We start from the raw sequence: 11,978 nt of genomic DNA, 5'->3' as shown, positions 1-11,978 counted from the left end.
TCATGGATATTAAACGCACGATCCTGATCGTCGCCCTGGCAATCGTGTCCTACGTCATGGTCCTTAATTGGAACCAGGACTACGGCCAAGCTGCCCTGCCGACTCAGAATGTTGCTGCCAATGCTGTTCCAGCGGGGCTTCCCGATACAGTGAGTGGCACCAACACTGCCGCCAGTGATGACATTCCACGCGCAGCGGGCGAAACAAACGCACCCGCAGAAGTCCCAGTTGCCGCCAGCACAGACCTCATCCAGGTAAAAACGGATGTATTGGACCTGGCTATCGACCCGCAAGGTGGCGATGTTGCCAAACTGACACTTCCTCTGTACCCGCGTCGTCAGGATCACCCGGAAATTCCATTCCAGTTGTTCGATAACGGTGGCGAACGTGTTTATCAGGCTCAAAGTGGCTTGATTGGCACCAACGGCCCGGATGCGAGCCCTACCGGTCGTCCGGTTTTCTCCTCGGAGAAGAAGAGTTATCAACTGGCCGATGGCCAGGACCAGTTGGTCGTCGACTTGAAGTTCAGCAAGGACGGCGTCAACTACATCAAGCGTTTCACCCTGAAACGCGGCCTGTACGACATCGTTGTCACCTACTTGATCGACAACCAGAGCGCGCAGCCCTGGACTGGCGCAATGTTTGCCCAGCTCAAGCGTGACGCCAGCTCCGATCCGTCGTCCAGCACCGCTACTGGTACCGCGACTTACCTGGGCGCTGCCCTGTGGACAAGTTCGGAGCCGTACAAAAAAGTGTCGATGAAAGATATCGACAAGGTCGCCGAAGACAAACAAAAGGCACCGATCACCTATAACGTGAACGGTGGCTGGGTTGCTTGGTTGCAACACTACTTCGTGACCGCGTGGATTCCTCAGCCTGGCCAGAACAACTTGGTCGCGGCGCGCAAGGACACCAAAGGCAACTACATCATTGGCTACACGGGCCCGGCGTTGACCGTCGCACCAGGTGCCAAGGCTGAAACCAGCGCCACTCTGTACGCCGGCCCGAAAAGCCAGGCTGTGCTCAAAGAGTTGTCCCCAGGTCTGGAACTGACTGTGGACTACGGCATCCTGTGGTTCATTGCCCAGCCGATCTTCTGGCTGCTGCAACATATCCACAGCATCGTCGGTAACTGGGGCTTCTCGATCATCTTCCTGACCATGCTGATTAAGGGGATCTTCTTCCCTCTGTCGGCAGCCAGCTACAAGTCGATGGCGCGCATGCGTGCCGTGGCCCCGAAACTGGCCGCGTTGAAAGAGCAGCATGGTGATGACCGGCAGAAAATGTCGCAGGCCATGATGGAGCTGTACAAGAAAGAGAAGATCAACCCGCTGGGTGGATGCTTGCCGATTCTGGTACAGATGCCGGTATTCCTGTCGCTTTACTGGGTTCTCCTGGAAAGCGTGGAAATGCGTCAGGCGCCGTTCATCCTGTGGATTACTGACCTGTCGATCAAAGACCCGTTCTTTATCCTGCCGATCATCATGGGCGCGACCATGTTTATCCAGCAGCGTCTGAACCCGACTCCGCCGGACCCGATGCAGGCCAAGGTGATGAAAATGATGCCAATCATCTTCACCTTCTTCTTCCTGTGGTTCCCAGCGGGTCTGGTGCTGTACTGGGTAGTCAACAACGTGTTGTCGATCTCTCAACAGTGGTACATCACACGTAAAATCGAAGCGGCTACCAAAAAAGCCGAAGCGTAATTTACTCTGTGGGTAACCACTCAAGACGCCCCCTCGTGGGGCGTTTTGCTTTCCGTCACTTTTGTTCTGGAACCTGCTGATGAGTGCTCCTCGTGAAACCATCGCTGCTGTCGCTACCGCTCAAGGTCGCGGCGGTGTCGGTATTGTGCGTATTTCCGGGCCGCTTGCCGGCGTGGCTGCCCAGGCCATCAGCGGGCGGGAATTGAAACCGCGCTACGCACATTACGGCCCCTTCCTCGATGCTGACCAAAGCGTGTTGGACGAAGGCCTGGCCCTCTATTTCCCGGGACCGAATTCGTTTACCGGTGAAGATGTCCTGGAACTGCAGGGCCACGGAGGCCCGGTCGTCCTGGACATGTTGCTGCAGCGCTGCCTGCAATTGGGCTGCCGCCTCGCGCGGCCGGGGGAATTCAGCGAACGCGCGTTCCTGAACGACAAGCTCGACCTGGCCCAGGCCGAAGCGATCGCCGACTTGATCGAGGCCAGTTCTGCACAAGCTGCACGCAATGCGCTGCGCTCGTTGCAGGGAGCGTTTTCCCTGCGTGTGCATAACTTGACCGAGCAGCTCATCAGCTTGCGGATCTATGTCGAGGCGGCGATTGATTTTCCCGAAGAGGAAATCGACTTCCTCGCCGATGGCCATGTGCTGGCGATGCTGGATAAAGTCCGTGAGGAGTTATCCACAGTGCTGCGCGAAGCCGGGCAGGGCGCATTGCTGCGTGATGGCATGACGGTGGTGATCGCCGGGCGCCCCAATGCCGGCAAATCCAGCCTGCTCAACGCCCTGGCCGGGCGCGAAGCGGCCATCGTCACTGAGATTGCCGGCACGACGCGGGATATCCTGCGCGAACATATCCACATCGATGGCATGCCGCTGCATGTGGTCGATACCGCCGGTTTGCGTGACACCGATGACCAGGTCGAAAAAATCGGCGTGGAACGGGCCCTCAAGGCCATCAGTGAGGCCGATCGCGTGTTGCTGGTGGTGGATGCCACCGCGCCTGAGGCGGTGGACCCCTTTGCCCTGTGGCCGGAATTCCTCGAACAGCGGCCAGACCCGGCCAAAGTCACGTTGATCCGTAACAAGGCTGACCTGACGGGCGAGGCGATTGCCATGGAAACCAGCGAGGATGGCCACGTCACCATCAGCCTGAGCGCCAAGGCGGCAGGGGACGGCCTGGAATTGCTGCGTGATCATCTCAAGGCTTGCATGGGCTACGAGCAGACCTCGGAAAGCAGCTTCAGCGCACGTCGCAGGCACCTGGAGGCGCTGCGCCATGCCAGCGCGGCACTCGAGCATGGTCGGGCCCAACTGACCCTGGCGGGCGCCGGAGAGCTGCTGGCCGAGGATTTACGCCAGGCGCAGCAGCTGTTGGGGGAAATTACCGGTGCGTTCAGCTCCGATGATTTGTTGGGGCGGATCTTTTCCAGTTTCTGCATCGGCAAATAGCCGAGTTATCCACAGCGCGTTACCAGTTATACGACACCGTACCGAGCAAGGTACGGCTGTCGCCCCAGTAGCAACGCCCTGCATCGTTGCAACCGGATACATATTCCTTGTCGAACAGGTTCTTGGCGTTCAGGTCGACCGACCAGTGGGTATCGATCTGGTAGCCGATGGCCGCATCCACCAATGTGACGCTGCCGGGGTCGAGTTTCCCGTAGAGGGTTGGCTTGGTGTAGGAATAGGCGCTATCGAAGTAACGCACGCCACCGCCCAGGGACAGGCCTTTGAGTTGGCCTTCCAAGAATCGATATTTACCCCACACAGATGCCTGGTTGCGCGGAACACCAGTCATCTGGTTTCCCTCCACCAATGAACCGGCCGTGTCCTTGGTAATCCGCGCGTCGGTGTAGGTGTAGGCCGCCGTCAGATTCAGGTTCGGGGTGATGTTGCTGTTGATCTCCACTTCGGCGCCCTTGGCCCGGCTTTCGCCCACTTGGCGGTAGGTGTTGGTGGTGCTGTCGAGGTAGGTATCGTCCTGTTTGCGCAGGTCATACACCGACAGCGTCATCGCCGTGTCCCAACCGATCGGCTCGTACTTCACACCCACTTCGTATTGGCGGCTGGTGATTGGCTTGAGCGGAGAACCTGTGACCGAGATCTGTTGAACCGGGACGAACGCAGTGGAGTAGCTGACATACGGCGTAAGGCCGTTGTCGAACTGGTACATCACACCGCCCTGGTAGGTGAACTTCTGCTCGGTGGTGCTTGAGTCCGATGAGGGTTTCACCTTGTCCCGGAATTGGCTATCGACCCAATCCTGGCGCCCGCCGAGCAAAAACAGCCAGTGGTCGTACTTGCTCTGGACCTGTGCATAAACCCCTTTCATCTGCTGTTCCAGCAGGGTGTTTTGGATAGCGAGCGGTGTGGTCGGTTCACGCAGGTAAACCGGGTTATACACATTGATGGTCCCGGCGAAACCCGCGTCCCAGTCCTGGTTGAACGAGGTCCGATCGTAGCTCGCGCCGAACAGGAGGGTGTTTTCCAGGTCGCCCAGCTGGAATTTTCCCTCGAGTTGGTTATCCAGGGAGTACACCATCGACTTGTTGTAGCGGTCGTAGGCGTTCATATTCAGCCGGGTGCCGAAGCCCTGATTGTTCAGGTCGCCCGGCCAGGTCTCATGGCGGTTAATGCGTGACTGCATGTAACGCGAGTTCTGGCGGAACTGCCAATCGTCATTGAAGCTGTGGCTAAACTCATAGCCCGTACTCCAGGCTTCCCGCTCAAAGGTGTTCCAACTCGGGTCGCCGAGCATGGTGTGCTTGGATAACTTGCCATTCGGGTTGGTCAGCAAAGTACCTGCGGCGGGTAAGCCAAGCTCCAGATTGGTGTGGTCTTTCTGGTAGTTGGCCAACAGCGTCAGGGTGTTGTAATCGTCGAAATTCAGGGTCAGGGACGGCGCGATGTAGAGGCGGTCGTCCGGCACATGGTCCGTCTGGGTGTCGGACTTGCGGCCAAGCATCACCACGCGCCCCAGAATGTTGCCGGCGTCCGTGAGCGGGCCGGAGATATCCACACCCAGTTGGCGACGGTTATTCGAGCCGTAACCCAGTTGCACTTCGCCCTGTGGCGCGCTGGTTGGGTGCTTGCTCACCAGGTTCACCAGGCCGCCGGGGGCGTTTTCACCATAAAGCAGGGACGACGGGCCACGGAAGATCTCGACCCGTTCCAGGCCATAGGGCTCGCTGGTAGTGTCGTACCGATTGCCTTGTACGCGTAGGCCATCGCGCAGCAATCCGTAGCCGTAATCGGTGGCGTTGAAACCGCGAATGAAAAACAGGTCACCCGCCAGACCATCACCGGCGGCGAACGGCGGCGCGAAGATACCGGGCACATAACCGAGCACTTCGGTCAGGGTCTGGGACTTCTGGTCCTTGATGCGCTGGCCGGTGACGACCGAGACCGAGCGCGGAGTTTCCGACAAAGGCGTACTGGTCTTGGTGCCGACCCGGCTGTTTTGGGCCTTGTAGCCGACGTCTGCGGCGATCTCCTGAGTGAAACCAGCCTGTTGATAAGTACTGATGGTGGTCGGGGCCAGGGTCAATTCCCCGGTGGGCGCGGCTTGAAGTACATAGCTGCCCGGAGCCTGGACGACGGCCTGTAGGCCAGATTCCCGCAGTAGCTGTGCAAAACCCTGCTCTACCGAGTAATCCCCAACCAACCCCGGACTGCGCAATCGTGCGGTTTGCTGTGGGGAAAAAGACAGAATGATATTGGCCCTGGCGGCGAATTGGCTCAAGGCGCTGTCCAGCGGACCGGCGGCAATGCTGTAGTGCGCAGCCATCGCACTGGAAGGCAGGAACACCCCGACGGCAGTGGCGGTGCTCAACAGTAGACCGTACGTAATGCCGTGGCAGGAGAGTAGCTGGCGAAGCGGGTTAGGAAGGCGCATGTGTGAGGAAGCCCTGAAGGTTGCGTCGTAATTACCTGTAGGGCCGCGCCAGGTAGAAAAAAGATAACCCCCTTGTGGACTATTTTTTTGTCAGCCGATTCGCTGCACCGACACCCAATAGCGGGTGAAGTATTTCACCTGGATCGGCAGCGTCGCCTGCAGGTTGGCCAGCACGGCATCGGTGGAATCCAGGCGGAACGTCCCGGACACGCGCAGGCGCTGCGAAGCCCGGTCGCACAGGAGGGTGCCGGTGCGGTAACGGGCCAGTTCGTCGATGACGTCACCGAGCCGCGCGTCCAATACGATCAACTGGCCATCAACCCAAGCCGCTTGAGTACGAAAATACTGTTGATCCGGTCCTACGTTTTGCCGATCGAAGTCAGCACTTTCGCCGGCGACGAGCACACGCCGGTGTGCAGGCTGATCGCCTGGCGACACGCTCACCGTGTCCTCCAAAACACCGACCCGTGTGGAATCCGCCAGTTGGCGCACGCTGAATCGTGTGCCCAATGCCTGGACCCGGCCTTGGCGAGTGTCGACATAAAAGGGCGTTTGGCCACTCAGTTTACCGGTGTGGATAAGTACTTCGCCTTCGCGCAGGCGAATCAGGCGCTGGCGTCCATCGAACGCGACATCGATGGCGGTGCCGGTATTGAGGTCAATCTGCGTACCGTCGGCCAGTTCGATACGCCGCCGCTGTCCTACAGCCGTGCGGTAGTCGGCCCATACGTTGCCCAGGGACGTGTGTTGCTGAACATTCCAACCGAGATATCCAGTGCTACCGAGTGCCAGCATCCACTTGAGCACCTGCCGGCGTTGTTGCGTGGTCGACAATGCTCGGCGGGTAACGTCCTGGGGCAGGGCACCGAGGCTGCGCTGCAATTGCTCCATCTGGTTCCACGCCGCCTGATGAGAAGGATCGCCATTGAGCCATTGTTGCCAGGCGTATCGTTCGGCAGGTGTTGGCGGCTGGGACTGAAACTGCACATACCAGCTGGCAGCCGCCTCGAAGGTCTTGCGGTCAGGCGCTGCCATCAGAGGCCGGCCATAATCAATGCGCACTCGGTCAGCGCGCGGACCATATGTTTTTTCACGGTGGTCAGGGAAACCTGCAGTTGATCGGCGATTTGTTGATAAGTCAGGCCATCGATCTGCGACAGCATGAAAATCCGCCGCGCTCGCTCCCCCAGGCCAGACAGTGCTTTATCCACAGCCACCAGGGTTTCGATGATGATTGCCTTGTCTTCTTCGCTGATGGCTGTGGCTTCAGGGCGCTCGGCCAGGGTTTGCTTATAGGCCTGTTCAACGGCGTGCCGGCGATATCGGTCAATCACCAGGCCTCTGGCAATGGTCGCCAGATAGTCACGCGGTTCCATGATCTGCGCCGCATGGCGCCCGCCCAGGATTCGCACAAACGTATCGTGCGCCACGTCGGCCGCATCGCAAGCGTTATGCAATTTACCTTTGAGCCATCCCTGCAGCCACGAATGGTGCTGTTCGTAGATGTGCTGGACAGCAGCCGTGTGTGAAGGAGGGGACATAGGGCGCGACAAGGCAGGTTAATGATAATCGCTATTATTAACTGCACTGCGGTTTTCTCACAATAGGTCTCTCTTTTACGGGCCCAGCTGCGAATCGAAAGATTGCGGCGGCTTCGCCACGCCCGAAATACCCCGCTATTCATCGATTTCTGTGGATTAAGCCCTGTGAATAACCGCCCCTGTGCCCAGTTGATAACAGGGCTTGAAAACTGAAGATAAGCCCGCCTGTGGATAACCACCTGTTTAATCCACAGGCTTAAAGCACTTATCCAAGGGCCTCATTGGCACATGACCACAGACTTTTGAATCGCTGTACACAACGTAAATAAAGGCTTGTAGAGATCTATCCACAGAAAGTTGGCTCAGTAGAAATAAACATAAAAACAAAGATTTAATAAATTTCTCTCTTTTAATTTCTATTGTCCGTGATTCATCCACAGCTGGTTAAATTTTGTGCAAAGGGTTCTTTAGGAAGGGCGAAGTCCCTATACTTGCCGCCAAAGCTCCAAAACCCTTTCAACAGACAATTCCTGATTACCTACATAAGCAGGCACGAGGTGCGTGGTGGATTTCCCTTCCCGTTTTGAAGTGATCGTCATCGGCGGCGGTCATGCCGGTACCGAGGCAGCACTGGCGTCAGCACGCATGGGCGTAAAAACCCTGTTGCTCACGCACAACGTGGAAACCCTCGGTGCAATGAGTTGCAACCCCGCCATTGGTGGGATCGGCAAGAGCCATCTGGTTAAAGAAATCGACGCCCTTGGCGGCGTGATGGCCATGGCTACCGACAAGGGTGGTATTCAATTTCGCGTGCTCAACAGCCGTAAAGGCCCGGCCGTGCGTGCCACTCGGGCACAAGCCGACCGCATCCTGTACAAGGCGGCCGTACGCGAAACCCTGGAAAACCAACCGAACCTGTGGATATTTCAGCAGGCTGCGGATGACCTGATCGTTGAACAGGATCAAGTACGCGGTGTTGTCACCCAAATGGGCCTGCGTTTCTTCGCAGAATCCGTGGTGTTGACCACCGGTACCTTCCTCGGCGGACTTATCCACATCGGTATGCAGAACTATTCCGGCGGTCGCGCCGGTGATCCGCCGTCGATTGCCCTGGCAAAACGCCTGCGTGAATTGCCGCTGCGCGTCGGTCGCCTGAAAACCGGGACCCCGCCGCGTATCGATGGGCGTTCTGTGGATTTCTCGGTGATGACCGAACAGGCCGGCGATACACCGATCCCGGTGATGTCGTTCATGGGGTCCAAAGAGCAGCACCCGAAACAGGTGAGCTGCTGGATTACCCACACCAATGCGCGCACCCACGAAATCATTGCCGCGAACCTCGACCGTTCGCCGATGTATTCCGGGGTGATCGAAGGTATTGGCCCGCGTTATTGCCCATCGATTGAAGACAAGATCCATCGCTTTGCCGACAAGGAAAGCCACCAGGTCTTTATCGAGCCCGAAGGCTTGACCACCCACGAGCTGTACCCGAACGGGATTTCCACTTCCCTGCCGTTCGACGTGCAAATCCAGATCGTGCAGTCGATTCGCGGCATGGAAAACGCGCACATCGTGCGTCCGGGCTACGCCATCGAGTACGACTATTTCGATCCGCGTGACCTGAAGTACAGCCTGGAAACCAAAGTGATCGGCGGTCTGTTCTTCGCCGGACAAATCAACGGCACCACCGGTTACGAAGAAGCCGGCGCCCAAGGTTTGCTGGCCGGGACCAACGCCGCGCTGCGCGCACAGGGCAAAGACAGCTGGTGCCCGCGCCGCGATGAAGCGTACATCGGCGTGTTGGTGGATGACCTGATTACCCTGGGTACCCAGGAACCGTACCGGATGTTCACTTCCCGGGCGGAATACCGCCTGATCCTGCGCGAAGACAACGCCGACCTGCGCCTGACCGAAAAAGGTCGCGAGCTGGGCTTGGTCGATGACGCGCGTTGGGAAGCCTTCTGCAAGAAACGCGAAAGCATCACCCTGGAAGAGCAACGCCTGAAAAGCACTTGGGTTCGCCCAGGCACCGAGCAGGGCGATGCGATTGCCGAGAAATTCGGCACGCCGCTGACCCACGAGTACAACTTGCTCAACCTGCTGTCGCGCCCGGAAATCGACTACGCTGGTCTGGTCGAAGTGACTGGCGGCGGCGCAGAAGATCCACAGGTCGCCGAACAGGTCGAGATCAAGACCAAGTACGCCGGTTACATTGACCGCCAGCAGGATGAGATCGCTCGCCTGCGGGCCAGTGAAGACACCAAGCTGCCTGTGGATATCGATTACACCGGGATTTCCGGGCTGTCGAAAGAAATTCAAAGCAAGCTGGGGGTAACTCGGCCAGAAACCCTGGGCCAGGCTTCACGCATCCCCGGCGTCACGCCGGCAGCCATTTCGCTGTTGATGATTCATTTGAAAAAACGCGGCGCGGGCCGTCAGTTGGAGCAAAGCGCTTGAGTTCGTTGGTCACCTCGCAACACGCCGAAGAGTTATCCACAGGTGCGCGTCAGTTGGGCGTCGACCTGACCCCGGCCCAGCACGAATTGCTGCTGGGCTACCTGGCCCTGTTGATCAAATGGAACAAGGCCTACAACCTGACTGCGGTGCGCGATCCGGACGAAATGGTTTCGCGTCACTTGCTCGACAGCCTGAGCGTGATGCCGTTTATCGAAAACGGTCGCTGGCTCGACGTCGGCAGTGGCGGTGGCATGCCCGGCATTCCCCTGGCCATCCTGTTTCCCGAGTCGCAAGTGACCTGCCTGGACAGCAACGGCAAGAAAACCCGCTTCCTGACCCAGGTCAAACTCGAACTCAAGCTGGACAACCTGCACGTTATCCACAGTCGCGTCGAAGCCTTCACGCCTGAGCAGCCCTTCAACGGAATTGTTTCCCGGGCCTTCAGCAGCATGGAGAACTTCAGCAACTGGACTCGCCACCTCGGCGACCGTGACACCCGCTGGCTGGCAATGAAGGGCGTCCATCCAAGCGACGAGCTGTTAGCATTGCCGGCAGACTTCCACCTCGATAGCGAACACGCCTTGGCCGTACCCGGTTGCCAAGGCCAACGCCATCTGCTGATACTGCGCCGCACGGCATGATTGGGAACACAAGCAAGAATGGCTAAGGTATTCGCGATAGCGAACCAGAAAGGTGGCGTGGGCAAAACCACCACCTGCATCAACCTCGCAGCATCCCTGGTGGCTACCAAGCGCCGGGTGCTGTTGATCGATCTCGATCCACAGGGCAACGCCACCATGGGTAGCGGTGTGGATAAACACGGCCTGGAAAACTCGGTCTATGACTTGCTCATCGGCGAGTGCGACCTGGCCCAGGCCATGCACTTCTCCGAGCACGGTGGTTACCAACTGCTGCCGGCCAACCGCGATCTGACCGCGGCGGAAGTGGTGCTGCTGGAAATGCAGATGAAGGAAAGCCGTCTGCGTAGCGCCTTGGCGCCGATCCGCGAGAACTACGATTACATTTTGATCGACTGCCCACCATCGCTGTCGATGCTCACGCTGAACGCGTTGGTGGCCGCCGATGGGGTGATTATCCCCATGCAGTGCGAGTACTACGCGCTGGAAGGTTTGAGCGACCTTGTGGATAACATCAAGCGCATCGCCGAGTTGCTCAACCCGAACCTGCAGATCGAAGGCCTGTTGCGGACCATGTTCGATCCGCGCCTGAGCCTGATGAACGACGTGTCGGCGCAGCTCAAGGAACACTTTGGCGACCAGCTCTACGACACGGTGATCCCGCGCAACATCCGTCTGGCCGAAGCGCCAAGCTACGGCATGCCTGCGCTGGCGTACGACAAATCCTCGCGTGGCGCCATTGCCTACCTGGCCCTGGCCGGCGAGATGGTTCGCCGTCAACGCCGCAACTCACGCACCGCTGCAGCCCAGCCAACTTAAGGAATCCCCATGGCCGTCAAGAAACGAGGTCTCGGACGTGGACTGGATGCACTGCTGAGTGGTCCGACCGTCACATCGCTTGAAGAGCAAGCGGTGCAGGCCGACGAGCGCGAGCTGCAACACCTGCCCCTGGACCTGATCCAGCGCGGCAAATACCAGCCACGCCGGGACATGGACCCCCAGGCGCTGGAAGAACTGGCCAATTCGATCAAGGCCCAGGGCGTGATGCAGCCGATCGTGGTCCGCCCGATCGGTGGCGGGCGCTTTGAAATCATCGCCGGTGAACGCCGCTGGCGTGCCAGCCAGCAGGCCGGCAAGGAAACCATCCCGGCGATGGTGCGCGATGTGCCGGATGAAACCGCGATCGCCATGGCGTTGATCGAGAACATCCAGCGTGAAGACCTCAACCCGGTCGAAGAAGCGATTGCGTTGCAGCGCTTGCAGCAGGAATTCCAGCTGACCCAGCAGCAAGTGGCCGACGCAGTGGGCAAGTCCCGCGTGACCGTGTCCAACCTGCTGCGATTGATCGCGCTGCCGGAAGTCATCAAGACCATGCTGTCCCATGGCGACCTGGAAATGGGTCACGCCCGTGCTTTGCTGGGTTTGCCGGAAAATCAACAGGTTGAAGGGGCGCGACACGTTGTCGCACGAGGGCTCACCGTTCGTCAGACCGAGGCCCTGGTTCGCCAGTGGTTGAGCGGCAAACCTGCACCGGTCGAAACGAGCAAACCTGATCCGGATATCGCCCGTCTCGAGCAGCGCCTGGCCGAACGCCTAGGCTCTGCGGTGCAGATTCGCCACGGGAAGAAAGGCAAAGGCCAATTGGTCATCGGCTATAACTCTCTCGATGAGCTGCAGGGCGTCCTTGCCCACATCCGCTGAAACATTTACTCATGTAGCGTGTGATCGGAAATCACTACC

General features: G+C 58.6%; 9 protein-coding genes. 6 read left to right on the top strand and 3 right to left on the bottom strand.

Annotated features, from left to right (window positions below):
* The first annotated feature begins 2 nt into the window (after window positions 1-2).
* Entirely contained in the window at window positions 3-1,706 is a 1,704-nt protein-coding gene (yidC, locus tag NUV89_RS04790; RefSeq protein ID WP_124527025.1) for a membrane protein insertase YidC, read from the top strand.
* A 79-nt stretch (window positions 1,707-1,785) separates the two neighbouring features.
* Entirely contained in the window at window positions 1,786-3,156 is a 1,371-nt protein-coding gene (gene mnmE / locus NUV89_RS04785) for a tRNA uridine-5-carboxymethylaminomethyl(34) synthesis GTPase MnmE (RefSeq protein ID WP_257780476.1), read from the top strand.
* Between the two features lie 19 nt (window positions 3,157-3,175).
* Here mnmE and NUV89_RS04780 read toward each other — a convergent pair whose 3' ends face one another.
* The 3 genes from NUV89_RS04780 to NUV89_RS04770 all read right to left on the bottom strand — a co-directional run bounded on the left by NUV89_RS04780 (window position 3,176) and on the right by NUV89_RS04770 (window position 7,143).
* Window positions 3,176-5,602 (bottom strand): TonB-dependent siderophore receptor, encoded by a 2,427-nt coding sequence (locus tag NUV89_RS04780; protein ID WP_257780475.1) that lies wholly within the window; start codon window positions 5,600-5,602, stop codon window positions 3,176-3,178.
* Window positions 5,603-5,692: 90 nt separating this feature from the next.
* Window positions 5,693-6,637, bottom strand: a complete 945-nt coding sequence (locus tag NUV89_RS04775) for a FecR domain-containing protein (RefSeq protein WP_257780474.1) — start codon at window positions 6,635-6,637, stop codon at window positions 5,693-5,695.
* On the bottom strand, window positions 6,637-7,143 hold the full coding sequence (locus NUV89_RS04770; protein ID WP_257780473.1) for a sigma-70 family RNA polymerase sigma factor: 507 nt from the start codon (window positions 7,141-7,143) through the stop codon (window positions 6,637-6,639). Before NUV89_RS04770 ends, NUV89_RS04775 begins: the two co-directional genes overlap by 1 nt.
* 564 nt (window positions 7,144-7,707) lie before the next feature.
* Here NUV89_RS04770 and mnmG point away from each other — a divergent pair.
* From mnmG to NUV89_RS04750, 4 genes are read left to right on the top strand one after another with little or no spacing between them, the layout of a single operon-like run.
* A complete protein-coding gene (gene mnmG, locus NUV89_RS04765) occupies window positions 7,708-9,600 on the top strand; it encodes a tRNA uridine-5-carboxymethylaminomethyl(34) synthesis enzyme MnmG (RefSeq protein WP_257780472.1) in 1,893 nt (630 codons plus the stop codon).
* The gene (gene rsmG, locus NUV89_RS04760; protein ID WP_017736234.1) at window positions 9,597-10,241 is read left to right on the top strand and encodes a 16S rRNA (guanine(527)-N(7))-methyltransferase RsmG; all 645 of its coding nucleotides are present in this window, start codon (window positions 9,597-9,599) and stop codon (window positions 10,239-10,241) included. Before mnmG ends, rsmG begins: the two co-directional genes overlap by 4 nt.
* Before the next feature lie 18 nt (window positions 10,242-10,259).
* Window positions 10,260-11,057, top strand: a complete 798-nt coding sequence (locus NUV89_RS04755; protein WP_017736233.1) for a ParA family protein — start codon at window positions 10,260-10,262, stop codon at window positions 11,055-11,057.
* Between the two features lie 9 nt (window positions 11,058-11,066).
* A complete protein-coding gene (locus NUV89_RS04750) occupies window positions 11,067-11,939 on the top strand; it encodes a ParB/RepB/Spo0J family partition protein (protein ID WP_017736232.1) in 873 nt (290 codons plus the stop codon).
* Window positions 11,940-11,978 lie beyond the last annotated feature (39 nt).

The organism is Pseudomonas sp. 18.1.10 (assembly GCF_024655625.1).
In the GTDB taxonomy this organism is placed as follows: Bacteria; Pseudomonadota; Gammaproteobacteria; order Pseudomonadales; family Pseudomonadaceae; genus Aquipseudomonas.
This window is presented reverse-complemented; position numbering and strand designations above follow the sequence as displayed.

Coding starts and splice junctions, on each gene's coding strand:
- yidC (WP_124527025.1), top strand. CDS start 3: ATGGATATTAAACGCACGATCCTGATCGTCGCCCTGGCAATCGTGTCC.
- mnmE (WP_257780476.1), top strand. CDS start 1,786: ATGAGTGCTCCTCGTGAAACCATCGCTGCTGTCGCTACCGCTCAAGGT.
- NUV89_RS04780 (WP_257780475.1), bottom strand. CDS start 5,602: ATGCGCCTTCCTAACCCGCTTCGCCAGCTACTCTCCTGCCACGGCATT.
- NUV89_RS04775 (WP_257780474.1), bottom strand. CDS start 6,637: ATGGCAGCGCCTGACCGCAAGACCTTCGAGGCGGCTGCCAGCTGGTAT.
- NUV89_RS04770 (WP_257780473.1), bottom strand. CDS start 7,143: ATGTCCCCTCCTTCACACACGGCTGCTGTCCAGCACATCTACGAACAG.
- NUV89_RS04755 (WP_017736233.1), top strand. CDS start 10,260: ATGGCTAAGGTATTCGCGATAGCGAACCAGAAAGGTGGCGTGGGCAAA.
- NUV89_RS04750 (WP_017736232.1), top strand. CDS start 11,067: ATGGCCGTCAAGAAACGAGGTCTCGGACGTGGACTGGATGCACTGCTG.